The sequence below is a fragment of the Allobosea sp. 47.2.35 genome (genome assembly GCF_024655635.1).
Taxonomy (GTDB): domain Bacteria; phylum Pseudomonadota; class Alphaproteobacteria; order Rhizobiales; family Beijerinckiaceae; genus Allobosea.
Map to the genome: position 1 here is coordinate 329,227 of NZ_JANLGI010000001.1, position 21,165 is coordinate 350,391.

Here is a 21,165-nt window from a genome sequence, read left to right on the forward strand (position 1 = left end):
AAAGCAAGCCGGTCGTCGCAGCGTCAACACGCAACCGCGTGAATGTGGCAGAACTTTCAAGCATCGTGAAAGAAATCATGCACAGCCTTGGCAGTCGCGGCATTCACGCCCGGCGTGCGCATGAGGTCGTCGAGCTTGGCGCGCTGGATCGCCTTCACCGTGCCGAAATGCAGCAGCAGCGCGCGCTTGCGTGAGGGGCCGATGCCGGGGATCTCGTCGAGCGGATTCTTCATCGTCTCGCGCTTGCGCTTGGCGCGGTGGGTGCCGATGGCGAAGCGATGCGCCTCGTCACGCAGGCGCTGGATGAAATAGAGCGCAGGGTCGCGAGGCTGCAGCTTGAAGGGCTCCTTGCCCTCCATGTGGAAGGTCTCGCGCATGGCGTTGCGGTCTTCGCCCTTGGCGATGGCGACGAGCGGGATGTCGGCCGCGCCGAGGTCCTTCATGATCTTGAGCGCGGCGGTGAACTGGCCCTTGCCGCCGTCGACGATGACGAGGTCGGGGCGGGACGGAAAGCCGTCCTCGTCCTTGCGCGGTTTCGCCGCCTTGCGGGGCTTCTTCCGCGGGGCTTCGTCCTTCATCGCGCGGTCGGGCGCATCCTGGAGAATGATCGCTCCGGTTTCGTCGTCGGCCGGGGGATGCTCCTCGGTTATCGGATCAAGGGCGATGCCGCTTTCTTTCGCCAGCTTGGCGAACCGGCGCGTCAGCACCTCGCGCATCATGCCGAAATCGTCGCCGGCGATGGTTTCGGTCGAGATGTTGAAGGTGCGGTACTGGTTCTTCATGAAGCCGTCCGAGCCGGCGACGATCATGCCGCCGACCGCGTTCGTGCCCATGATATGCGAGTTGTCGTAGACCTCGACGCGGCGCGGGGCCGCCTCCATGCCGAAGGCGGCGCCGAGCGCAGCGAGCAGCGCGCTCTGGCCGGCATTGTCGGCGAGCTTGCGGGAGAGGGCCTCGCGAGCGTTCTTGACGGCATGGGCCATCAGGTCGGCGCGCTCGCCGCGTTTGGGATGGGCCACCTCGACCTTGCGGCCGGCGCGGGCCGACAGTGCCTGCCCGATCAATTCGATCTCCTCGACCGGATGCGAGAGCAGCACGAGGCGCGGCGGCGGCTTGTCGTCGTAGAACTGGGCGACGACGGAGGCCAGAACCTCGGCCGGCGTCAGCGAGCGGTCGGCGCGCGGGAAGAGGGCGCGGTTGCCCCAGTTCTGGTGATTGCGGAAGAAGAAGATCTCGACGCAGAACTGCCCGGCCTGCTCGTCGATGGCGAAGACGTCGGCTTCCTCGACGCCCTGCGTGTTGATGTCCTGCCCGGCCTGCACGGCCGAAAGCGCGGCAAGGCGGTCGCGATAGCGCGCCGCCTTCTCGAATTCGAGCTCTTCCGCCGCTTCCTGCATCCGGGCGGAGAGCAGCTGCTTCACCGTCGAGGAGCGGCCGGAGAGGAAGTCGCGGGCCTGGCCGGCGAGCGCCTGGTATTCGGGAATCGAGATTTCGCCGGTGCACGGGCCGGCGCAGCGCTTGATCTGGAAGAGCAGGCAGGGGCGGGTGCGGTTCTCGTAGAAGGAATCCGCGCAGGTGCGGATCAGGAAGGCCTTCTGCAGTGCGTCGATGGTGCGGGTCACCGCCCAGACCGAGGCAAAGGGGCCGAAATAGTCGCCCTTGCGCTGGCGCGAGCCGCGGTGCTTCAGGATCGCGGGCGCGTCATGGTCGCCGGTCAGCAGGATATAGGGGAACGACTTGTCGTCGCGCAGCAGCACGTTGTAGCGCGGCCGGAGCTGCTTGATCAGGTTCGACTCGAGCAGCAAAGCCTCGGTCTCGGTGCCGGTGGTGACGAACTCCATATTCGCCGTCTCGGCGATCATCCGGGCGACGGCGTTGGTATGCGCCATGCCGCGGGCATAGGAGGTCACGCGGTTCTTCAGGCTCTTTGCCTTGCCGACATAGAGCACCTCGCCGGCGCGATCGAACATCCGGTAGACGCCGGGCCGGTTCGGCAGGTGCTTCGCGAATTGCTGGATGACCTCGATGCCGGCCTTGAGCGCGCCGGGCGCGGCTTCCGCGAGGGCGAGCGCGGGCTCGGCGCCGGGGAGGGTGTCCTCCTCGTCCTCGAACTCGTCCTGCGGCAGATCGTCCTGGCGTTCGCGACTCATGCGCTTGCGTACTCTATCCCGCGTCGTCTTGCCTGCGCCGTCTTGGGCCTGCGTTGTCTCGGCCTCCATGTAGGATGCCGGAGCCACTTCGTCATGTCAGGAGAGGTGCGGTTTCCTGCGTCGAATGAACGGTCGTGATCCGCCTGATAAAACCGATGTGAAGCTGAGCGCGGCGATCGTCTTCCACGGTTGTTCTTGGTTGTTCAGGCCGGTCATTTTCGTTTTCCGGCAGCGGCATCGTTGTTGTCGATTTGACATCGGGGTAGTCGGAGCCTATCTCTTGGTCTCGATTTAGGCCTGATGACTTGGCCATTCGCGCCTCTTGAGCGCGACACGCTGATGATTTTCTTCCTCTGATCGAATTCGCCGCCGCATGTTTTCCATGGGGCTTGGATAAGCATGTTTGCGGGAGGCTCAGATGGCTTCTGGTACGGTCAAGTGGTTCAACGCCACCAAGGGTTTCGGTTTCATTCAGCCTGACGATGGCGGGCAGGACGTGTTCGTCCATATCAGCGCTGTCGAGCGCGCTGGCATGCGCGATCTGCGCGACGGCCAGAAGATCTCCTACGAGATCGTCCAGGACAAGCGTTCGGGCAAGAGCTCGGCCGACAACCTGCGGGCCGAATAAGCCGCCTGGAGGCGGAACGACGACGCTTTGAGGCGACCACGGACGTACCGGCGCCACGACACGACGTTTCGCACAAGCGGTTGATGGAGGGTCGGGACCAACAAGCCCGGCCCTTTGTGCTTTCTGGAAAGGATGACCATGCAAGTTCTCGTTCGGGACAACAATGTCGAGCAGGCGCTGCGCGTCCTGAAGAAGAAGCTGCAGCGCGAAGGCGTGTTTCGCGAGATGAAGCAGCGTCGCGAATTCGAGAAGCCGTCCGAGCGCCGGGCCCGGGAGAAGGGCGAGGCGGTTCGTCGCGCCAAGAAGGCCGCCCGCAAGCAGGCGCAGCGCGAAGGCCTGCTGCCGGCGCCGAAGCGCAAGCTGCCGGCCGGCAAGGCCCGTCCTGGCGCCCCGCGTCCGCCGTCTGCCGTCTGATCGACGGAAGGCCGATCCGCGCCGTTGAGCAGGAGTTTCGCATGTCGAGCCGCAGCATGAAGCTGGACGAGATCGCTGCCCGCGCGCAGGAGGCCGTCTCGGCGACCGAGCAGCGCCGCCAGGACGCGCTCGATGCGTGGCAGGCGCTCGAGGATGAGGCCGGTCAGGCCCGCCTCAAGACCGAGAAGCTGCGGGCGCTGCGGCTGGCCCGGGACGCCGCGGAGGCCGCTGCCAAGGCGGCCGCCCCGGTTCGCAAGGTCGCTTCGAAGCGCCCGAGCCGAGCCGCCGCGAAGGCGCTCTGACGTTCTTCCCTTGACGAGGTTTCGGACGGGCGGCCATCAGGATGTGCCGCCCGTTTGCGTTTCTGCCGACGGGGCCTGCGCTTTGCCGGGAGAACGCGTGTCATGAACGATTCCTCTCCGGCACCCGGCCGCATCATCCTGCTCAACGGCGCGTCGAGCAGCGGCAAGTCTTCAGTCGCTCGCGCCATCCAGGCGCGGATCGATACTCCGTTCTGGCATATCTCGATCGATCACCTGCGCGATGCCGGCGTGCTGCCGAGCGCCCGGATCAAGAGCGGTGAGTTCGATTGGCGAGCCATGCGGGAAGCCTTCTTCCTCGGCTTCGAACGCTCGCTGCTGGCCTATGTCGAGGCCGGCAACGACCTGATCGTCGAGAACATCATGGAGAGCGAGGCCTGGCTGCTGCGACTGGCCGATACGCTCGCCGGCCATGACGTGTTCTTCGTCGGGGTGCATTGCGCGCTAGAGGAATTGGAACGACGCGAGCGTGAGCGCGGCGACAGGCCGATCGGCGATGCTCGGCGCGACTTCTACCGCATTCATTCCTATTGCCTCTACGATGCCGAGGTGGATGCGATGCAGGATCGGGACGCCAATGCCGACGCCGTCATCGCGGCATGGCGGGCGCGTTTGCTGCCGTCTGCCTTCGAAAGGTTGCGCGAGCGTCGCGACGGCGGCTGAGCCAGGTTCGACGACCAGGTCGCCATGTCGTCGACGCGTTTGCGTTGGCTGCGAATGCAGGGCGAGGGGACTGCCGATCGCTTCGGGCCGAGCCAATATGAGGACACTGGCCTGCGCCATTCACTACGAGGATCGAAACCCATGTCCCAGTCCGACAGCGTTCGCATCGTTCTCGCTTCCCGGCCCGAGGGGCGTCCGGCGCCGCAGAATTTCCGGCTGGAGCATGCCGCGATCCCGGCGCCCGCCGAGGGGCAGGTGCTGCTCAAGATTCTCTATCTCTCGCTCGACCCCTACATGCGCGGGCGAATGAGCGCGGCGAAGTCCTATGCGGCCGCGACGGAGATCGGGCAGCCCATGGAAGGCGGGACCGTCGGCGAGGTGATCCAGAGCCGTGATCCGGCCTTCAAGCCGGGCGACATCGTGCTCTCCCATTCCGGCTGGCAGTCCTACGCGGTCGCCAATGCCGCCCAGTTGCGCAAGCTCGACCCGAAAGCAGCGCCGTTGACCACGGCGCTCGGCGTGCTCGGCATGCCCGGCTTCACCGCCTATGCCGGCCTGCTCACCATCGGCCAGCCGAAGCCGGGCGAGACGGTCGTGGTCGCGGCGGCGAGTGGGCCGGTCGGTTCTGCCGTGGGGCAGATCGCCAGGATCAAGGGCGCGCGGGCAGTCGGCATTGCCGGCGGCCCCGAGAAATGTGCCTTCGTGCGCGACACCTTCGGTTTCGACGCCGTGATCGACCATCGCGATCCCGAGATGGCGGCGAAGCTCGCTGCCGCCTGCCCGGATGGCATCGACGTCTATTTCGAGAATGTCGGCGGCCATGTCTGGGATGCGGTCTTCCCGCTGCTCAACACCTTCGCGCGCATTCCGGTCTGCGGACTCGTCGCGCATTACAATGCGAGCGGCGAATTTCCGGGGCCGGACCGCTTGCCGGGGATGATGCGGCAGGTGCTGTCGAAGAGCCTGACCATCCGGGGCTTTATCCAGCGCGAATTCGCGGCAGCGCAGGGGCCGACCTTCCGGGAGGAGATGGCTGGCTGGATCGCGGAGGGCGCGGTCAAATACAAGGAAGATATCGTGACCGGGCTGGAGAACGCGCCGGAGGCCTTCATTGGCCTGCTGGAAGGCCGGAATTTCGGCAAGCTGATCGTCAAGCTTTGAGAGGGGCGCCACGCGCCAGCCTTTTTCCTTGACCATTCAGCGGGCGCGCGGCCATCTCGCCGCGCCCGCCACCGGACTTTGCCATGCCCGTCTTCGCCATTCCCTTCCCGATGATCGATCCCGTCGCGGTGCAGCTCGGGCCCTTGGCGATCAAATGGTACGGGCTCGCCTATGTCGTCGGGCTGCTTGGTGGCTGGTGGTATGCGCGCAAGTTGGTCGCCGCCGATGGCCTGTGGGGCGGGCGGGCGCGGCCTCAAGCCATCGAGCTCGACGACATGCTGCTCTTCGTCGCCTTCGGCGTGGTGCTCGGCGGGCGCATCGGCTTCGTGCTGTTCTACGATCTCGCGCGCTATCTCGAACGCCCGCAGGACATCTTCGCGATCTGGCAGGGCGGCATGTCCTTCCATGGCGGTCTGATCGGCGCGACGCTCGGCCTATGGCTCTTCGCGAAGCGGCGCGGCTATCCGGCGCTGTCGGTGTTCGATCTCGCCGCCGCGGTGGTGCCGATCGGCCTCCTGCTCGGGCGCATCGCCAATTTCATCAATGGCGAACTCTGGGGCCGGCCGGCGCCTGATTTCCCCTATGCGATGGTCTTCCCGAATGGCGGGCCGCTGCCGCGCCATCCGAGCCAGCTCTACGAGGCCTTTGGCGAGGGCCTGCTGCTGTTCATTCTCGTGAACGTGCTGGTCCGGTTCGGCGGCTTCAGGCGGCCGGGCTTCGTCGCCGGCGTCTTCGGCATGGGCTATGCGGTCGCGCGGATCGTCTGCGAGTTCTTCCGCGAGCCCGATCCGCAGCTCGGCTTCCTGTTCGGGACATCGGTCGATGCGCTCTCGGGCGGCATCACCATGGGCATGCTGCTCTCGCTGCCGGTGTTCTTCGCCGGCCTGTGGCTGGTGCTGCGCAGCAAGCGCGAGGTGCCGGGCGAGGCGCGGGCGTGACCACGCTCAAGGCCGAGATCGTCGATCTGATCCGGCAGGAGGGGCCGATCGGCATCGGCCGCTACATGGCGCTGGCGCTCGGCCATCCCCGCCATGGCTATTACATGACGCGCGATCCGCTCGGGGCTGAGGGCGACTTCACCACTGCGCCTGAGATCAGCCAGATGTTCGGCGAATTGATCGGGCTCTGGGCGGCCCATGCCTGGCAGGCGATGGGCGCGCCGGCACGCTTCCGCCTGATCGAGCTCGGGCCCGGGCGCGGCACGCTGATGGCCGACATGCTCCGGGCGACGCGGATCGTTCCCGGCTTCCATGCGGCACTCTCCGCCCATCTCGTCGAGACCAGCCCCGTGCTGCGCGGCAGACAGGCTGCCGTGCTGAAAGGCTTTGAGCCGGTCTGGCACGACACGGTTGCCGGCGCGCTCGATGGCCCGGTGATCGCGGTCGCCAACGAGTTCCTCGACGCCCTGCCGCTCGACCAGTTCGTGATGACGCCCGAGGGCTGGCGCGAGCGACTGGTCGGGCTCCGCGATGACGGCGATCTCGCTTTCGGTCTTGCTGCCGCAAGTGAGGATGCGCTGCGAATCGCGGCTCCGGTCGGTTCCGTGTTCGAGCAGCCTGCCATTGCGCTCGACATCGTCGCGCAACTCGCCGGCCATCTCGCTTCGGCCGGTGGTGCCGCGCTGTTCATCGATTACGGCTCGGTGCGCTCGGGCTTCGGCGATACGCTGCAGGCGATGAAGCGGCATGAATTCGTCGCGCTGCTCGCCGAGCCCGGCGAGGCGGATTTGACCGTCCATGTCGATTTCGAGCGGATGGGGCAGGCCGCCCTCAAGGCGGGCGCCGCCTTGCACGGGCCGGCGACGCAGCGCGATTTCCTGGTCGCGCTGGGGTTGCCGCAGCGGGCGCAGTCCTTGTCGCTCAAGGCGAGCGCCGACCAGCGCGCGGCGATCTCCGATGCCTTCGATCGCCTGATCGCGCAAGGCGAGACCGGCATGGGCGATTTGTTCAAGGTTCTCGCGCTATCGCAGCGGAACCTGCCGCCTCTGCCCGGATTTGACCTTCATCGGCTGCCAGATCAGGGCTGATTTCAGCGGGGCCATTCGCGGCCTCGCGCCAGAACCGGACCGCCACGCCCATGTTCATCACCGCCCGCGAACTCGCCGGAGAAGCCGGTATCCGTCACGCGTTCTTCACCCGAGAGGGCGGGGCCTCGACCGGAATCTACGCTTCGCTGAATGGCGGGCTCGGTTCTGCCGACGATTCGGCGGCGATCACGGAGAACCGGGCACGGATAGCCCGCCATCTCGAAGTCGCGCCGGAAAACCTGATCAGCCTCTATCAGGTCCATTCCGCCGATGTGGAGGTGGTGACGGGCCCATGGCCGGGGGACCGCCCGAAGGCGGATGCCATGGTGACCACCGCCCCACATGTCGCGCTCGGCGTCTCCACCGCCGATTGCGGACCGATTCTTTTCGCCGATGGCGAGGCGCGCGTGATCGGCGCCGCCCATTCCGGCTGGAAGGGCGCCTTTACAGGCATCGTCGGCGCGACGGTGACGGCAATGGAGAAGCTCGGCGCCCGGCGCGAGCGCATCACAGCCGTGCTTGGGCCGACGATCAGTGCCAAGGCCTATGAGGTCGGGCCGGAATTCATCGAGCGCTTCAAGGCGGAAAACCGGACCTACTCGCGCTTCTTCACGCCGTCCGAGCGTGCCGCGCATGCGATGTTCGACCTGCCGGCCTTCATCGGGCTCAAGGCGCAGGAGGCGGGAATCGGCCGCTTCGTCGACATGGGTCTGTGCACTTATGGCGACGAGCAGCGCTTCTTCAGCTATCGGCGCACCACGCATCGCGGCGAGCCCGATTACGGCCGCCTGATCGCGGCGATCGCTCTCGACTGAACAGATTGCGGTTGACGGAGCAGTGCGGCGGCTTGTCGCATGGCTCCGGTGGGAGCATCGTTCCTCTGGCCGGGGGACGCATCGCTCCCTTCAGGCACGTGTTCTTCGGGCGATGCATCGAGATGCAGGGGGCCGAGATGGAACAGATCCTGATAAACCTGATCGCAGGTGCGATCGGTGGCAACGCGGCCGGCAAGGCCAGCCCGAGCTTCGATCTCGGCACGATCGGCAACACGATTTCCGGCCTCGTCGGCGGCGGTGTGCTCGGACAACTGATCCCGATCCTGCTGCCCGCGATCAGCGCGGCGGCGCAGGGCGGCAATCTCAGCGTCGGCGGCATCCTGACCAACCTGATCTCGGGCGGCGCCGGCGGAGCGATCCTCACCGCGATCATCGGGGCGCTGAAGAACAAGGCCGCCTGATCGGCCTCTAGCGTTCTCATGAATTCCGGCTCCTCGCGGGGCCGGGCTGCGCAAGGCGCACGGCAGCGGCCTTGCACGAAGGGCCGAGCGGCGGCGATGCTTGCGCTGTCTGCAAAAGCCCGCGAGGCGATCTTGTCCCGTTCGATCACCTATTACTTCTCGCTGCACTCGCCCTGGACCTATCTCGGCAATGCGGCCTTTCACGAGATCGCCCGGCGGCATGGCTGCGGGGTCGACTATCGGCCGATGCCGCTGCGCTCAGTGTTCGACGAGACGGGCGGTTTGCCGCTGCCGAAGCGCCATCCGGTCAGGCAACGATATCGGTTGCTCGATCTCCAGCGCTGGCGCGCGGCGCGGAGCTTGCCGCTCGTGCTCCAGCCGAAGCATTTTCCCTTCGACCCGTCATTGGCCGACCGCATGACGATCGCGATCCGGGCCGAGGGCGGCGATCCCTTCGCCTTCATCAGCGATGTGATGGCCGGCTTGTGGGCGCGGGACGAGGACATGAGCCGCCCCGAGGCGCTGCTGGCCTGCGCGGCGCGGGCCGGTCTCGACGGGACGGCCTTGCTCGATGCGGCCGAGGGGGCTTCGGTCAAGCTCCGCTACGAGGAGACACTGGGCCAGGCCGTCGAGGCCGGTGTCTTCGGCGCACCGAGCTATGTGCTCGATGGCGAGGTGTTCTGGGGGCAGGATCGGCTTGACCTGCTGGATGCGGCGCTTGCCAGCGGCCGCGCGCCGTATCGCGTCGAGGGCGCTCTCTGAACTTCAGCCGATGATGTCGGGCGTACGCCAGCCGAGATGCTGCCCGGCATCGACGGCGGTCATCTGGCCCGTCACGGAGCTGGCGCGGGCGAGATAGAGAACGGCCTCGGCGATTTCCTCAGGCGCTATCCTGCGCCCGAGCAGGGTGCCCGCGGCTTCCTGCTCCAGCCGGTCCGCGCCGTCATAGGCATTCGGGAAGGTCGGGCCGGGGCCGACGGCATTGACGCGGATGCGCGGAGCCAGCGCCTGCGCCAGCGTTCGGGTCGCGGTGAGCAGCGCGGCCTTGGTCAGGGTGTAGGAGTAATATTGCGGCGTCAGTTTCCAGACGCGCTGATCGACGATATTGACGACGGCGCCTGTCGCATCGGCGGGCAGGCGCTCCGCCATGATGCCCACCAGTTGCGACGGGGCGCGCAGGTTGATCGAGAACTGGCGGTTCCAGGTGGCGATGTCGAGCGAGCGGACATCGTCGGCGACGAAGCTCGCGGCATTGTTGACGAGAAGCGTGACGGGACCGAGCGCTGCCTCCGCAGCGGGGATCAGGGTCGCTACCGCCGCGGGATCGACGAGATCGGCGGTCAGAAGGCAGGCCTTCGCCCCGCTCGCCTCGAGTTGCCTCAACAGAGCTTCGGCATCCTCGTGGCTGTCGCGGTGGTGGATCGCGACCGCATAGCCGGCGCTCGCCAGCTTCTCGACGATGGCGCGACCGATTCGGCGGGCTCCGCCGGTGACGAGTGCGACTTCAGCCATCGCGGCCACCGCGATTCGTTGGGTACGTCGGTGTCTGGACCGAAGCGCGCCGCTTGAGGCGACGCTCCCAGTGCTTGGCGACGCGCAGATAACGATAGAAGGCGTAGTTCATCGCGGTCATGAAACCGTAGATGCCGCGCAGCGCATGGCGCCGCCCGATATAGGCCTTCAGGAAATTGGCGGGGAATTCAGCGACCAGCCGGAAGACGGAAAGCGTGCCGCCGCGCGCATCGAGATCGTCAGCCTGCGCATCGCTATAGGCGTTGAGCTTGTCCATCTGTTCGCCGAGCGAGCGGACGGAGAAATGATGCACGGTGCCGCGCAGACGCCCGACCCGCGCATCCGGCGCGAGATCGACGCGATCATGCACGGGAGAGGCTGAGTAACGGCCCTTGCTCTTGCGGTAGAGGCGCACGGGGGCGAGCGCATAGGCGAATCGATGCGGCGCGCCTTCGCCGGGAAATATCTCGGCGATTCTTACCTTATAAGCGTCGCTTGCCGGCGAGCCCTTGGCGAAGAGAGCGACGATCTCGGCGGCCAGATCCGGGGGGACGACCTCGTCGGCGTCGAGATTCAGCAGCCAGTCGTGGCGGCATTGGTCCTCGGCGAAGCGCTTCTGCTGGCCGTAGCCGGGCCAGGCATTGAAGATGACGCGGGCGCCGAGCGACACGGCCAGGGCCTGGGTGCCGTCGCTCGATCCGGAATCGACCACGACGATGTCATCGCTCAGCGCCCGCGCCGCTTCGATGGTCCGGCCGATCCGGTCTGCCTCGTTCTGGGCGATGATGAAAATCGAGAGGGGCGGCACGGTTCTTCTTCGGTTCCTGTCGTCTCAAGGCTTAAGCACGGGCGGGACGGAGCGGCAAGGCAGGCGAAAAAAGCCGCAATCGCCGCGGGAACCTTGGGAAAGCAGCCGCGTTTGTAGGCCGGGCCATGTTCCTAGGGCGGCGTGGGGTCGAAATACTGTTAGTATTCGATTTACCATGGTGGCTAGTCGCTGGTTGGTTAACCTGGTTTTACCTATTTGCGTTCAGTTATCGCATTCGTGCCGCATTTCTGCCGCGGTCTGCAAGGCAGATGTGCTTCCGATGCAACAGACAAAGCCGGCTCCCGGTCTTATAACGGGTTCATCGAAATCAACCGCCGGGTTTGCCGGCGACAGCGACGACTAAGGAGTTTGTCATGAAGAAGTATCTGCTTGCGAGCGTTGCCGCGCTCGGTCTCGTCGCCGCTGGCGCCGCTTCGGCCGCTGACCTGCCGTCGCGCAAGGGCCCGGTTGTGGCTCCGGTCTACGTTCCCGCCTTCACCTGGACCGGCTTCTACGTCGGCGCCAACGCCGGCTACGGCTGGGGCAACGTGAACGCCAACGGCTTCGCCAATGTCGGCGATCTCGACGGCTTCGTCGGCGGTGGCCAGGTCGGCTACAACTACCAGATGGGCCAGTTCGTCGTCGGCCTCGAGGCTGACCTGCAGGCTGCCGATCTCAGCAGCGGCAACAACCTCGGCCTGATCAACGTCAAGACCGACTACTTCGGCACCGTCCGCGCTCGCGTCGGCGTCGCCTTCGACCGGTTCATGCCCTACATCACCGGTGGTTGGGCTTACGGCAACGTGAAGACCTCGATCCCGGGCATCGGCTTCTCGTCGGATCGCAGCCACACCGGCGGTTACGCTGTCGGCGCCGGCCTCGAGTACGCTGTCACCAACAACATCATCGCTGGCGTCGAGTACCTCTACGTCGACCTGGGCGAGAAGAACATTCTCGGCGCCAACACCAAGATCGGCACCGACTTCTCGGTCGTTCGCGCCCGTCTCAGCTACAAGTTCTGATTCTCTCCTCCCGGAGACAGAACGGACCCGGTGGCCTCGGCCACCGGGTTTTTTGTTGCCTGTGCCCGGGGATGCCCCGGCTGAGCTCAAGAAAAAAGCCGGCGAATCGGGTCGCCGGCTTTCGCCATTTGCGGGACGTGTCGCTGCCATTCGGCTGGATCAGCCCTTGAAGCGGGTCTCCTCGAAGGCCGGGACACGGGCGGCGAAATCGTCAAGCCAGGCGACGAGCTTCGGATGAGCAGCGCGCCAGGAGCCTTCGAAGCGCAGGTCGAGATAGCCCAGCGCACAGGCGAGCGCGATTTCGCCAACGCGCGGGCGCCCCGGGAAGGCCGGCGGTGCCGCCTCGAGCGAGGCCAATCCACGTGAGACCTTGCCGTCCTGATGGGCGACCCAATTGGCGTTGCGGGCTTCCTCGGGGCGGAAACGCCCTTCATAGACCTTGAGCAGCGCCGCATCACAGATGCCGTCGGCGAGAGCCTGCAGGCGCAACTGAACGAAGCGCGCCTCGCCGCCGGGGATCAGCTTCCCGCCGCTGAGATGGTCGAGATAGTCGACGATGACGCGCGAATCGAACAGCGTCGTGCCGTCCTCCAGCACCAGCGTCGGAATCTTGCCGAGTGGGTTCTGCTGGCGCAATACCTCCGCCGGATCGGTCGTATCCGCCGCCACGATCTCGATCTTGCTCATCAGCCCGAGTTCAAGGGCCGCCATCTTGACCTTGCGGCCGAACGGGGAGGCGGGTGAGGAGCGCAGGACGAGCATCGGCGATATCCTTGAGGCGGAGCGGCAACTGATCGATCAGCCGTCGGGGCGGATCGTCTCGCAGTGATAGCGCGGGCGCGGCCCTTGGGCGAGCCGCTCGGTCAACGCCGGCAGCAGGATTTCGGCCTCTTCGGCCAGCCGCCAGGGCGGGTTGGCGATCAGGAGGCCGGTCGCGCTGAGACCGCCGGCGGCTTCCGGACGGTCGACATCGATTTCGAGGCGCAGGAGCCGGCCGATTCCGGCATCGAGCACTGCGTCCATCGCGGATCCGATGCCGCTGCTCCCCTTGATCGGGTACCAGAGGGCGTAGATTCCGGTCGGCCATTTGCGATGCGCCGCGATGAACTGGTCGGCAAGCGTCGTGAACTCGTCCTTTTCCTCGAAGGGCGGGTCGATCAGGACGAGGCCGCGGCGCTCTTTGGGCGGCACATTGGCCCGCAGCGCCGTCCAGCCGTCGATGGCGAGTGGCTTACAGCGCTTGTCGCGGCCCATGGCCTCGGAAAGCTTCTTGTAGGTCGGGGGGTGGAGTTCCGCGGCGATCAATCTGTCATCGGGCCGCATCGCGTGGCGGCAGAGCCAGGGCGACCCCGGATAGGCGCCGGTGCCGTAAAGCGCGCGAGCGCCTGCCAGCGCGGCGCGATAGGGAGCGAGCAGGGCCTCGACCGCCGGGGATAGCGGCGAACGGTCGATCCGCGCGACGCCGTCCTTCCATTCATGCGTCCGCAGAGCCTCTTCCGAATCGAGATCATAGCGGCCGCTGCCGGCATGCGTGTCGATGATGCGGTAGGGCGTCGGCTTGGCGTTGAGATGCAGCAGGATGCGCGTCAGCACGACATGCTTCAGCACATCGGCAAAGTTTCCGGCGTGGAAGCCATGGCGATAGTTCATGCCGCCGTTGGTAGAGGAAGCCGCTCCCGACCGGAAGCGGCAAAGTCCTGCCTGGCTCGGCCTTCAGCGCGGCGCGACGACAGTGAACTCACGGGCGCGGCAGCCGGAGCGGTCGACCTGTTGGCAAGTGCGGAAGTCGCGGAGATCCCGGGTAATGCAGATCTTCACCTCCTGCAGCACGCCGCGCTTGCAGGCGACCGACATCATGTCCGGGCGCAGACCGGGGTTGGCGGCGGCGAAGGCGCGTTCGAGATCGATCGCGGTCCAGGTCTGGTCGCGGTCCGCCTTGGCCAGCACCGGGGGAATCACGACCTTCTCGCGAGCGCGGCGGACGTCACGAAAATACTCGCTCGGGCTGGAGCCGGTGCAGGTCCCATGCTTGCGCCATTGGTAGCGGGCGAGGCCCTCGGTCGGGAACAGGCCTTCGGCCTGCTCCATCGCGATCCGCGAGGGTGTGCGGCCGGCCGGGCCGCATTCGCTGGGATAGCCGCGTTCATTCTGCGGCCAGAGGCCGTGCACGACGAAGCGCAGGCCGGCGCCTTCGCCGCATTGCTCGCGATTGCGCGAACGGTCGCCATCGAGCTCGCAGAAGCCCGGCGACCAGGACAGGGCCAGCACATAGAAGTCGAAATCGCCCGGCGTGCCGCCGCGCTGGCCGAAATCCTCCGCATGGCCGGCCCCGGCGAAGCCGAACAGCGCCAGAGCCGCGATTGCCAGCGATTTCAACATCGGAGAGCCTGCGATCAGGGGCGGGCCATCTTGCAATCGGGCGCGTGGGTGCGCTGCCGGTCGAGGCCGCCAACGCACCAGTTGACGTTCCAGGTGAGGCCGAAGAGGCCGAGATTCTCGCGCACGGAGTAATCGACGCGGCGGAACTTGCCGTCGTTCAGCAGAACGCGGCCGCTGCAGAACCGCCGTGGGATGAAATCGTCACCCCAGGTGCGGAAACCGATCTGCCCGATGCGGTCATAGGACACAGCCTGGAGCGGCCCCCAGAATGTGCTCTCGCGCGAATTGAAGCGGTTGGTGACCTCGCTCAGCACGGCCGGATCGTCGCAGCCCGGAAGATTTCCGTACATCGCGAAAGTGCGGTTCTCCGCGCGGTCCAGCGGATGGACCACGCGGCCATTCGCTGCGTTGGCTGCGAAGCCCGCAAGGCAGGCGATGGAAACAAGGGCGGTTCGCAGCAGGGCGCGGCGCATCGAATCAGGCCTCGTATGGGAGGGCGAAGATGCCGCGCACGATGGCGATGTGCCGGTCACCGGTCAAGGCGCATGCGCGCGACAAGGGCGCCATGCGGGCGAAGGCGGGCCGGCAGAAGCCGCCCGCGCTGGCGTCCCGAGCTGCGATCGGACAGATTGGCGGCAGAAACACGGGGAAACGACATCATGGACTGCTTCGACGATCCGGCTGCGCGCATCGAGGACGCGGACGCCCTGCGCGGCCATATCGGGCCGGTGCACCCGCTGGCGACCGGCAAGGTGCTGCGCCGGCTCGATCAGTTCTGCAAGGACTTCATCGCGCTCTCGCCCTTTCTCGTGCTGGCAAGTAGCGACGCGCAGGGCAATGCCGATGCCAGCCCGCGCGGCGACGGGCCGGGCTTCGTGCGCGTGCTCGACGACAAGACCCTGCTGATCCCCGACCGGCGCGGCAATAACCGGGTCGATTCACTGGGGAACATCATGTCGGCGCCGGGCGTCGGGCTCGTCTTCATGGTGCCTGGAATTCCCGAGACCCTGCGTGTCAACGGCAAGGGGCGGGCAACCCGCGATGCGGAGCTTCTGGCGCCTTCCGCGATGCAGGAGCGCGCGCCGGTGACCGGCCTGATCGTCGAGGTCGAGGAAGCCTATTTCCACTGCGGCAAGGCGCTGATCCGCTCGAAGCTGTGGGACCCGGCGACGCAGGTGCCGCGCCACTCCTTCCCGACGCTCGGCCGCATCATCGCCGACCAGACCAAGGCGGTCGATGGCGACGAGGCCGATCGCAATCTTGAGGAAGGTTATCGCACGCGCCTCTATTGAGGGTGCTCGGCAGCGGCGTTCCCGTCAGGGCGCGCCGGCTCCGGTCGCTTCGAGCACCGCCGGCGCCGTGGCGGACTTGCGTTCGAGGATGAGCAGGAGGAGGCCTGCCGCGACGATCAGCGCCGCGCCGCAGAGCATGGCCGGCGTCGGCCAGTCACCGAAGATGAACCAGCCGAAGACCAGTGCCCAGACGATCAGCGTGTACTGATAGGGCACGACGACCGAGGCTTCCGCGAGCTTGAGCGAGCGGGTGACGCAGATATGCGCGCCCATCGCGACGATGCCGAGCAGGCCGAGCAGGGCGGTATCCTTCAGGCTTGGCGTCACCCAGCCGAAGGGCAGGAGGGCCAGCCCCATCAGCAGGGCGCCGAGCGTCTGCCAGGCGACGAGCGTGACATCGGGCGTGCCGCGCAGCTGGCGGCCGGCGATCATCATCGCGGCGAAGAGGAAGCTGCCGAGAAGCGCGATCAGCGCGGGCATCGACAGGCTGGCGCCGCTCGGGTTGAGCGAGATGGCGACGCCGGCGAAGCCCAGCGCGATGGCGAGCCAGCGCCGCCCGTCGATGCGCTCGCCCAGCAGGAGCGCGGCGAGGATCACGACCCAGACCGGCGCGGCAAGCCAGATCGTCATCGTGTCGGCGAGCGGCAGATAGCTGACGGCGAGATAGAAGAGCGCGACCTCGCCCGAGGAGAACAGCACGCGCAAAGCCTGCAGGCCGGGGCGTTCCGGCTGCAAGGTCCGCTGCACGCCCTGCTTGAAGACGAAGGGCAGGATGACGACGAGCGCCGCGAGGCTGCGCACCACCAAGAGCTGGCCGACCGTGTAGGTGGCGACCAGCCATTTGCCCATCACGTCGTTGAGCGAGAACAGCAGGATGCCGAGCAGCATCATGGCGATGCCGGCGAGCGAGGCGTTGCGGGCGGTCATGGCAGGCGAAAGGGTCCCAAAGGCGCGTCACCACTGGCGGAGTCCGGTGCGCGTGGCAATCCGCGTTTCCGCATGGCCTCATGATCTCCAAATATTAAGCATTGACTTAATTAAGTAGATGACGAAATTATAGCCCATGGATCGCTTCGCCGCCCTTGCTGACCCGACACGCCGCAGCATCGTCGAGATGCTGGGGGAGCGGGCGTTGTCGGCGGGAGAGATCGGAGCTCGCTTCAGCGCGAGCGCGCCGGCGATCTCGCAGCATCTCAAGGTGCTCAGAGAGGCCGGTCTGGTGACCGTCGAGGTCCGGGGACAGCAGCGGATTTATCGGCTCGATCCGGCCGGGCTCGAAGCGTTCGACGCCTGGCTCGACAAGGTCCGGCGCTTCTGGGGGCGCCATCTCGATATCCTGGAACAGGAACTCGCAAAGCCCGAACCGGGCGAGGGAGAGACCGAATGAACGAATATGGTGTCGTGCTGGAAAGTGGCGCGGTGCGCTTCGAACGCCTGCTGCCGGGGCCCGTCGAGCGGGTCTGGTCCTATCTCACCGAGTCGGAGAAGCGGGGGCAATGGCTGGCCTCCGGTGCCTTCGACCTCAAGGTCGGTGGCCGTACGGAGATGCTGTTCAAGCATTCCGAGATCACCGACGAGGCGCCGCCGGAAGCCTATCGCGAGGTGCACGAGAACGGGGTGCGTTCGACCGGCACGATCACGCGCTACGAGCCGCCGCGGATCATAGCCTTCACCTGGGGCGGTGGCGGGGAGCCGGAATCGGAGGTCGAGTTCGAGCTTCTGCCGAAGGGCGAGAAGGTCCTGCTGGTGCTGACGCATCGCAAGCTGCCCAGCAAGGCGGAGATGACCAGCGTCTCCGGCGGCTGGCATATGCATCTTGGCCTGCTGGAGGATGTGCTCAACGGCAGCAAGCGGCGCGGATTCTGGTCGCGGTTCGCGGCGCTCGATGCGGATTATGCCGGTCGTTATGCCGGTCTGCCCGAGCCAGGCAAGAGCTGATCAGAGGCTCGCCGCTGCGCGCGCGGCCTGGTCGTACTGGCCGGAGAGCGAGCGCATCGCGGCAGCGATCTCGGACAGGCGGGCCGGGTCTGCGCCGGTGGCGCGGACGGATTTGACCAGGAGCTGCTCGCGGATCTGGGCATAGCGCCGGCAGGCCTCCTCGCCGGCCGGCGTGACCTCGACGGTCTTCTCCTTGCCCTTGCGGCCGCCCTTGAGCAGCTTCAGCCGCTCGAGCTTCTTCAGCGAGTAGTTCACCAGATGCGTGTCCTCGATATTGAGGACGAGGCAGATATCGGCGAGGCGCTTGGCCTTGCCGCGGTGATTGACGTTGTGCAGCACGAGCACGTCGAGCGGCGAGAGATCGGGCATGCCGGCTGCCGCCATGCCGCGCACGATCCAGCGGTGGAAGGCATGGACCGTCATGCTGAGTGCGAACTCGAATTCCGAGAGCGCCGGCAGGGCTCCCGACGCGAGATGGCCGGAGGAGACGATCGGGCCGAGGTCGTCGGGTGGAGGAGGCGATGCGGGCACGGTTCGATCCGGAAGCGGAAGCAGGGTCTCCCTCTCCTTATGGAAAGGAAGACCCCGTCGGGACTGGGCTTGAGGCCGCCGTTACATCTTCTTGTAGGCGTCGACGATGGCCTGGCCTTCGGCGCCGGCCTTCTTCAGCCAGTCGGCGGTGAGCTGCTCACCGGCCTTCTTGAAGCCGGAAGCGAGCGCGGGCGAGGGCGCCTGCACCTTCATGCCCTTGGCCTTGAGCTGATCGAGATACCAGCCGGCCTTCTCCTGCCACATCTTCCAGCCGCGCTCCTCGGCGGTCGCGGCAGCCTTGAGCAGTGCGTCCTGCGTCGCCTTGTCGAGCGCGTTGAAGGTGGCTTTGTTCACGAAGGTCGCGTCCTTCGGAATCCAGGCCTGCGTGTCGTAGAAATGGGTCAGCGATTCCCAGACCTTGGAATCATAGCCGGTGCCGCCGGACGACATGAAGGAGTTGACCACGCCGGTCGCCAGCGCCTGGGGCAGCTCGGCCGCCTGGATCGTGACCGACTGCATGCCGGCGATTTCGCCGAGGCGCGAGGTTCCGACATTGTAGGAGCGCCATTTCAGGCCGCGCAGGTCCTCGAAGGTGTTGATGTCCTTCTTGGTGTAGATGCCCTGCGGCGCCCAGGGGACCATGAACAGGAGCTTGATGCCCTGCGCGTCGAGTTTCTTTTCGATCGCGGCCTTCGACGCCTTGTAGAGCTTCATGGCATCGGGATAGGAGGTCGCGAGGAAGGGAACGACGTCGACGCCGAAGATCGGGTCCTCGTTCTCGTGGATCGAGAGCAGAACCTCGCCCATCTGCGCCTGACCGGACTGCACCGCGCGCTTGATCTCGGGCGCCTTGAAGAGCGAGGCGCCGGGATGGACGGTGATCTGGAGCTTGCCTGATGTCGCGGCCTCGACATCCTTGGCGAAGAGCACGAGGTTCTCGCTATGCGGGTTGTCGGCGGGGTAGGCCGCGGGCAGGTTCCATTTGGTCTGTGCGGAGGCCGGGGCGGCGAAGGCGAGCGCGCTGACCCCGAGGGCGAAGGCGGCCGTGGTGAAAGTCCTGCGGTTGATCATGATGCTGGTCCCTCTCTTGTGGTTGGCTTCTGTGGTCAGTCTGGAAAGGCGAGCTTCGGCAGGTAGAGCACGATCTGTGGGAAGCTGGTGATGATGATGACGGCGATGTTCAGCAGAATGAAGAACGGAAATGCCGCTTTCGCAATCGTCCAGGTGTCCTTGCCGCTCATGTTCTGCAGCACGAACAGATTGAAGCCGACCGGAGGGGTGATCTGCGCCATCTCGACATGGATGACGAGGTAGACACCGAACCAGACGAGGTCGAAGCCAGCTTCCTTGACCATTGGCAGGACGATGACGGCGGTGAGCACGATCATCGAGATGCCGTCGATCAGGCAGCCCAGGATGATGTACATGCAGGTCAGTGCCAGCACGAGCATATGCGTGGAGAGCTGCTGGCCCTTGACCCATTCCGCCAGGGCGGCGGGGATGCCCGTATAGGCCATCGCCGCCGTGCAGAAGGCCGCGCCCGCCAGGATCAGCATGATCATGCAGGTGAGGCGGGTGGCGCTCATGATGCTCTCGAAGAGCTTCCTCCAGGTCAGCGTGCCGCTCCACCAAGCCAGGAACAGTGCACCGCTGACGCCCCAGGCGGCGCATTCGGTCGCCGTGGCGAAGCCCAGGATCAGCGCCAGGAAGACTGCGGCGATCAGCACGAGGCAGGGCAGTAGCTTCATCGACTGCCGCAGCTTCTGCCTGAACGGCATCGAGGGGTCGCGCGGCGGTGTCTTGTCCGGATTGAGCAGCGACCAGATGATGACGTAGCCCATATAGAGCGCCATCACGAGCAGGCCGGGCAGGAAGCCGCCGAGGAAGACCTGCAGCACGGAGACGTTCGCCGTCACCGCGTAGACCACCATCGGGATCGAGGGCGGAATCAACAGGCCGAGCGTGCCGGAGCCGGCCAGCGTGCCGAGGCTGAGCTTCTCGTCATAGCCACGCTTCTGAAGCTCAGGCAGCGAGATCTTGCCGATCGTCGCGACCGTCGCCGCCGAGGAGCCAGACACGGCGGCGAAGATGCCGCAGCCGACGATGTTGGTATGGATGAGCCGGCCGGGCAGCCATTGCAGCCAAGGCGAGAGCCCGAGGAACATCTGCTCGGACAGGCGTGTACGGAACAGGATTTCGCCCATCCAGATGAAGAGCGGCAAGGCCGTCAGCGTCCAGCCGCTGGCGGAGCTCCAGACCGTGGTAGCCAGAACCTGGCCGATCGGCACGTCGGTGACGAGCCACATGGCGAGCAGGCCGACGAGCCCGAGGCCGACGGAGATCCAGATGCCGGAGCCGAGGACGAGGACGAGGAAGCCGAGCAGGACGAGCGAGAGAACGGGTAGGCTCATGATCAGACGCCTCCGCCCTGAGCGACGCGCTCGACCAGCTCCTCCACCGATTTCGGCGGCTCGGGCTCGTAGGTCGGGCGGCCCGTCCGCAGGACGATGACGAGCTCGTCGACGATCGCGATCAGGAGCGTTCCGAGGCCAAGCACGAGGGAGAGCTGCGGAATCCAGAGCGGCACCGACACCACGCCCGTGGACATGTCGAAATACTGCCAGGAATCATAGGCGAGCTTACCAGTCTGCCAGGTGAAATAGCCGATGAAGAGCGCGGCGACCGTGAGGGCGAACAGCTCGGCCGCCTTCTTCGCGCGCCCGTGCAGGCGCTCGATCAGCAAGCCCACCCGGATCATCTCGCCCTTCTTGAAGGTATGCGCCAGGCCGAAGAAGGCCATGGCGGCGAAGGCCCAACCGGCAAAGTCGTCGCCGGACGGCACGTTGAAATTGATATCGCGCCCGACCGAAAGCAGCATCATCAGGACGAAGATCACGATCAGGCACAGACCGGCGATGTAGCCGGCGGCGAGGTAGAGGACATCGAGTGCGCGACGGATCATCGAAGGCGCTCCCATCCGATGGGAGCGCAGCTGCGCCCGGTTGCCAGGGTTGCTCGCATGGTCGCATCCTCCGCTTTCGCGCCGGCCCGGCCCCTCAGCCATGTTCCAGCCACAATCGGGAT

27 protein-coding genes are annotated in these 21,165 nt (G+C 66.2%); 14 read left to right on the forward strand and 13 right to left on the reverse strand.

Annotation, left to right across the window (positions count from 1 at the left end; all coding sequences use genetic code 11):
• Window positions 1–56: 56 nt before the first annotated feature.
• Both uvrC and NUV79_RS01670 read right to left on the reverse strand, forming a co-directional pair.
• Window positions 57–2,150, reverse strand: coding sequence for an excinuclease ABC subunit UvrC (uvrC, locus tag NUV79_RS01665; protein ID WP_257731335.1), 2,094 nt, complete (start codon window positions 2,148–2,150; stop codon window positions 57–59).
• Window positions 2,151–2,241: 91 nt separating this feature from the next.
• Entirely contained in the window at window positions 2,242–2,463 is a 222-nt protein-coding gene (locus NUV79_RS01670; protein ID WP_257731336.1) for a hypothetical protein, read from the reverse strand.
• A gap of 105 nt (window positions 2,464–2,568) precedes the next feature.
• Between NUV79_RS01670 and NUV79_RS01675 the strand changes: the two genes are divergently transcribed.
• From NUV79_RS01675 to NUV79_RS01720, 10 genes are all read left to right on the forward strand, one after another.
• Window positions 2,569–2,778, forward strand: coding sequence for a cold-shock protein (locus NUV79_RS01675; protein ID WP_257731337.1), 210 nt, complete (start codon window positions 2,569–2,571; stop codon window positions 2,776–2,778).
• A gap of 138 nt (window positions 2,779–2,916) precedes the next feature.
• Window positions 2,917–3,192, forward strand: coding sequence for a 30S ribosomal protein S21 (gene rpsU, locus NUV79_RS01680; RefSeq protein ID WP_257731338.1), 276 nt, complete (start codon window positions 2,917–2,919; stop codon window positions 3,190–3,192).
• 41 nt (window positions 3,193–3,233) lie between these two features.
• The gene (locus tag NUV79_RS01685) at window positions 3,234–3,494 is read left to right on the forward strand and encodes a hypothetical protein (RefSeq protein ID WP_257731339.1); all 261 of its coding nucleotides are present in this window, start codon (window positions 3,234–3,236) and stop codon (window positions 3,492–3,494) included.
• A gap of 102 nt (window positions 3,495–3,596) precedes the next feature.
• Window positions 3,597–4,175, forward strand: coding sequence for a chloramphenicol phosphotransferase CPT family protein (locus NUV79_RS01690; protein WP_257731340.1), 579 nt, complete (start codon window positions 3,597–3,599; stop codon window positions 4,173–4,175).
• A 141-nt stretch (window positions 4,176–4,316) separates the two neighbouring features.
• Window positions 4,317–5,336, forward strand: a complete 1,020-nt coding sequence (locus NUV79_RS01695; protein ID WP_257731341.1) for an NADP-dependent oxidoreductase — start codon at window positions 4,317–4,319, stop codon at window positions 5,334–5,336.
• A gap of 83 nt (window positions 5,337–5,419) precedes the next feature.
• Window positions 5,420–6,274, forward strand: a complete 855-nt coding sequence (gene lgt, locus NUV79_RS01700) for a prolipoprotein diacylglyceryl transferase (RefSeq protein ID WP_257731342.1) — start codon at window positions 5,420–5,422, stop codon at window positions 6,272–6,274.
• Window positions 6,271–7,362 carry a class I SAM-dependent methyltransferase gene (locus tag NUV79_RS01705; RefSeq protein ID WP_257731343.1) on the forward strand — a complete coding sequence of 364 codons (1,092 nt, stop codon included), beginning with the start codon at window positions 6,271–6,273 and terminating at the stop codon, window positions 7,360–7,362. The genes lgt and NUV79_RS01705 overlap by 4 nt, the downstream gene beginning before the upstream one ends.
• A 50-nt stretch (window positions 7,363–7,412) precedes the next feature.
• Window positions 7,413–8,177, forward strand: a complete 765-nt coding sequence (pgeF, locus tag NUV79_RS01710) for a peptidoglycan editing factor PgeF (RefSeq protein ID WP_257731344.1) — start codon at window positions 7,413–7,415, stop codon at window positions 8,175–8,177.
• Between the two features lie 137 nt (window positions 8,178–8,314).
• Window positions 8,315–8,599, forward strand: coding sequence for a hypothetical protein (locus tag NUV79_RS01715; RefSeq protein WP_257731345.1), 285 nt, complete (start codon window positions 8,315–8,317; stop codon window positions 8,597–8,599).
• Window positions 8,600–8,731: 132 nt separating this feature from the next.
• Window positions 8,732–9,361 carry a 2-hydroxychromene-2-carboxylate isomerase gene (locus NUV79_RS01720; RefSeq protein WP_257731346.1) on the forward strand — a complete coding sequence of 210 codons (630 nt, stop codon included), beginning with the start codon at window positions 8,732–8,734 and terminating at the stop codon, window positions 9,359–9,361.
• Between the two features lie 3 nt (window positions 9,362–9,364).
• Here NUV79_RS01720 and NUV79_RS01725 read toward each other — a convergent pair whose 3' ends face one another.
• Together NUV79_RS01725 and NUV79_RS01730 are read right to left on the reverse strand one after the other, a co-directional pair.
• Complete coding sequence (locus NUV79_RS01725) at window positions 9,365–10,111, reverse strand: SDR family oxidoreductase (protein ID WP_257731347.1); 747 nt, start codon at window positions 10,109–10,111, stop codon at window positions 9,365–9,367.
• Window positions 10,104–10,919: a glycosyltransferase family 2 protein gene (locus tag NUV79_RS01730; RefSeq protein WP_257731348.1), complete on the reverse strand. Its 816-nt coding sequence runs from the start codon at window positions 10,917–10,919 to the stop codon at window positions 10,104–10,106. The genes NUV79_RS01725 and NUV79_RS01730 overlap by 8 nt, the downstream gene beginning before the upstream one ends.
• A gap of 374 nt (window positions 10,920–11,293) precedes the next feature.
• On the opposite strand from NUV79_RS01730, the gene NUV79_RS01735 reads away from it, so the two are divergent.
• The gene (locus NUV79_RS01735) at window positions 11,294–11,941 is read left to right on the forward strand and encodes an outer membrane protein (RefSeq protein WP_257731349.1); all 648 of its coding nucleotides are present in this window, start codon (window positions 11,294–11,296) and stop codon (window positions 11,939–11,941) included.
• A gap of 159 nt (window positions 11,942–12,100) precedes the next feature.
• On the opposite strand, the gene NUV79_RS01740 is transcribed toward NUV79_RS01735, so the two are convergent.
• The 4 genes from NUV79_RS01740 to NUV79_RS01755 form a co-directional block, all read right to left on the reverse strand.
• Entirely contained in the window at window positions 12,101–12,703 is a 603-nt protein-coding gene (locus NUV79_RS01740; protein ID WP_257731350.1) for a glutathione S-transferase, read from the reverse strand.
• A 36-nt stretch (window positions 12,704–12,739) separates the two neighbouring features.
• Window positions 12,740–13,591, reverse strand: coding sequence for a 23S rRNA (adenine(2030)-N(6))-methyltransferase RlmJ (locus NUV79_RS01745; RefSeq protein ID WP_257731351.1), 852 nt, complete (start codon window positions 13,589–13,591; stop codon window positions 12,740–12,742).
• 63 nt (window positions 13,592–13,654) lie between these two features.
• Window positions 13,655–14,320 (reverse strand): ribonuclease T2 family protein, encoded by a 666-nt coding sequence (locus tag NUV79_RS01750; RefSeq protein ID WP_257731352.1) that lies wholly within the window; start codon window positions 14,318–14,320, stop codon window positions 13,655–13,657.
• Between the two features lie 14 nt (window positions 14,321–14,334).
• A complete protein-coding gene (locus NUV79_RS01755) occupies window positions 14,335–14,793 on the reverse strand; it encodes a hypothetical protein (RefSeq protein ID WP_257731353.1) in 459 nt (152 codons plus the stop codon).
• Between the two features lie 186 nt (window positions 14,794–14,979).
• On the opposite strand from NUV79_RS01755, the gene NUV79_RS01760 reads away from it, so the two are divergent.
• Complete coding sequence (locus tag NUV79_RS01760; RefSeq protein WP_257731354.1) at window positions 14,980–15,612, forward strand: pyridoxamine 5'-phosphate oxidase family protein; 633 nt, start codon at window positions 14,980–14,982, stop codon at window positions 15,610–15,612.
• Between the two features lie 24 nt (window positions 15,613–15,636).
• On the opposite strand, the gene NUV79_RS01765 is transcribed toward NUV79_RS01760, so the two are convergent.
• Window positions 15,637–16,539 (reverse strand): DMT family transporter, encoded by a 903-nt coding sequence (locus tag NUV79_RS01765; protein ID WP_257731355.1) that lies wholly within the window; start codon window positions 16,537–16,539, stop codon window positions 15,637–15,639.
• A 136-nt stretch (window positions 16,540–16,675) separates the two neighbouring features.
• Here NUV79_RS01765 and NUV79_RS01770 point away from each other — a divergent pair, with 136 nt between their 5' ends.
• Window positions 16,676–16,999 (forward strand): ArsR/SmtB family transcription factor, encoded by a 324-nt coding sequence (locus NUV79_RS01770; RefSeq protein WP_257731356.1) that lies wholly within the window; start codon window positions 16,676–16,678, stop codon window positions 16,997–16,999.
• Window positions 16,996–17,550, forward strand: coding sequence for an SRPBCC family protein (locus NUV79_RS01775; RefSeq protein WP_257731357.1), 555 nt, complete (start codon window positions 16,996–16,998; stop codon window positions 17,548–17,550). Before NUV79_RS01770 ends, NUV79_RS01775 begins: the two co-directional genes overlap by 4 nt.
• Here NUV79_RS01775 and NUV79_RS01780 read toward each other — a convergent pair whose 3' ends face one another.
• The 4 genes from NUV79_RS01780 to NUV79_RS01795 all read right to left on the reverse strand — a co-directional run bounded on the left by NUV79_RS01780 (window position 17,551) and on the right by NUV79_RS01795 (window position 21,043).
• Window positions 17,551–18,081, reverse strand: coding sequence for a winged helix DNA-binding protein (locus NUV79_RS01780; RefSeq protein ID WP_257731358.1), 531 nt, complete (start codon window positions 18,079–18,081; stop codon window positions 17,551–17,553).
• 81 nt (window positions 18,082–18,162) lie between these two features.
• Window positions 18,163–19,152: a TRAP transporter substrate-binding protein gene (locus NUV79_RS01785; RefSeq protein WP_257731359.1), complete on the reverse strand. Its 990-nt coding sequence runs from the start codon at window positions 19,150–19,152 to the stop codon at window positions 18,163–18,165.
• A 35-nt stretch (window positions 19,153–19,187) separates the two neighbouring features.
• Window positions 19,188–20,492, reverse strand: coding sequence for a TRAP transporter large permease (locus NUV79_RS01790; RefSeq protein WP_257731360.1), 1,305 nt, complete (start codon window positions 20,490–20,492; stop codon window positions 19,188–19,190).
• 2 nt (window positions 20,493–20,494) lie between these two features.
• Window positions 20,495–21,043 carry a TRAP transporter small permease gene (locus tag NUV79_RS01795; RefSeq protein WP_257731361.1) on the reverse strand — a complete coding sequence of 183 codons (549 nt, stop codon included), beginning with the start codon at window positions 21,041–21,043 and terminating at the stop codon, window positions 20,495–20,497.
• Between the last annotated feature and the right edge of the window lie 122 nt (window positions 21,044–21,165).

Bases quoted from the DNA above. Each gene is read 5' to 3' on its own strand.
- NUV79_RS01785 (WP_257731359.1), bottom strand. From the start codon at position 19,152: ATGATCAACCGCAGGACTTTCACCACGGCCGCCTTCGCCCTCGGGGTC.
- NUV79_RS01740 (WP_257731350.1), bottom strand. From the start codon at position 12,703: ATGCTCGTCCTGCGCTCCTCACCCGCCTCCCCGTTCGGCCGCAAGGTC.
- uvrC (WP_257731335.1), bottom strand. From the start codon at position 2,150: ATGAGTCGCGAACGCCAGGACGATCTGCCGCAGGACGAGTTCGAGGAC.
- NUV79_RS01795 (WP_257731361.1), bottom strand. From the start codon at position 21,043: ATGATCCGTCGCGCACTCGATGTCCTCTACCTCGCCGCCGGCTACATC.
- NUV79_RS01690 (WP_257731340.1), top strand. From the start codon at position 3,597: ATGAACGATTCCTCTCCGGCACCCGGCCGCATCATCCTGCTCAACGGC.
- NUV79_RS01685 (WP_257731339.1), top strand. From the start codon at position 3,234: ATGTCGAGCCGCAGCATGAAGCTGGACGAGATCGCTGCCCGCGCGCAG.
- NUV79_RS01790 (WP_257731360.1), bottom strand. From the start codon at position 20,492: ATGAGCCTACCCGTTCTCTCGCTCGTCCTGCTCGGCTTCCTCGTCCTC.
- rpsU (WP_257731338.1), top strand. From the start codon at position 2,917: ATGCAAGTTCTCGTTCGGGACAACAATGTCGAGCAGGCGCTGCGCGTC.
- lgt (WP_257731342.1), top strand. From the start codon at position 5,420: ATGCCCGTCTTCGCCATTCCCTTCCCGATGATCGATCCCGTCGCGGTG.
- NUV79_RS01770 (WP_257731356.1), top strand. From the start codon at position 16,676: ATGGATCGCTTCGCCGCCCTTGCTGACCCGACACGCCGCAGCATCGTC.
- NUV79_RS01725 (WP_257731347.1), bottom strand. From the start codon at position 10,111: ATGGCTGAAGTCGCACTCGTCACCGGCGGAGCCCGCCGAATCGGTCGC.
- NUV79_RS01760 (WP_257731354.1), top strand. From the start codon at position 14,980: ATGGACTGCTTCGACGATCCGGCTGCGCGCATCGAGGACGCGGACGCC.
- NUV79_RS01750 (WP_257731352.1), bottom strand. From the start codon at position 14,320: ATGTTGAAATCGCTGGCAATCGCGGCTCTGGCGCTGTTCGGCTTCGCC.
- NUV79_RS01715 (WP_257731345.1), top strand. From the start codon at position 8,315: ATGGAACAGATCCTGATAAACCTGATCGCAGGTGCGATCGGTGGCAAC.
- NUV79_RS01745 (WP_257731351.1), bottom strand. From the start codon at position 13,591: ATGAACTATCGCCATGGCTTCCACGCCGGAAACTTTGCCGATGTGCTG.
- NUV79_RS01775 (WP_257731357.1), top strand. From the start codon at position 16,996: ATGAACGAATATGGTGTCGTGCTGGAAAGTGGCGCGGTGCGCTTCGAA.
- NUV79_RS01755 (WP_257731353.1), bottom strand. From the start codon at position 14,793: ATGCGCCGCGCCCTGCTGCGAACCGCCCTTGTTTCCATCGCCTGCCTT.
- NUV79_RS01735 (WP_257731349.1), top strand. From the start codon at position 11,294: ATGAAGAAGTATCTGCTTGCGAGCGTTGCCGCGCTCGGTCTCGTCGCC.
- NUV79_RS01670 (WP_257731336.1), bottom strand. From the start codon at position 2,463: ATGGCCAAGTCATCAGGCCTAAATCGAGACCAAGAGATAGGCTCCGAC.
- pgeF (WP_257731344.1), top strand. From the start codon at position 7,413: ATGTTCATCACCGCCCGCGAACTCGCCGGAGAAGCCGGTATCCGTCAC.
- NUV79_RS01765 (WP_257731355.1), bottom strand. From the start codon at position 16,539: ATGACCGCCCGCAACGCCTCGCTCGCCGGCATCGCCATGATGCTGCTC.
- NUV79_RS01695 (WP_257731341.1), top strand. From the start codon at position 4,317: ATGTCCCAGTCCGACAGCGTTCGCATCGTTCTCGCTTCCCGGCCCGAG.
- NUV79_RS01675 (WP_257731337.1), top strand. From the start codon at position 2,569: ATGGCTTCTGGTACGGTCAAGTGGTTCAACGCCACCAAGGGTTTCGGT.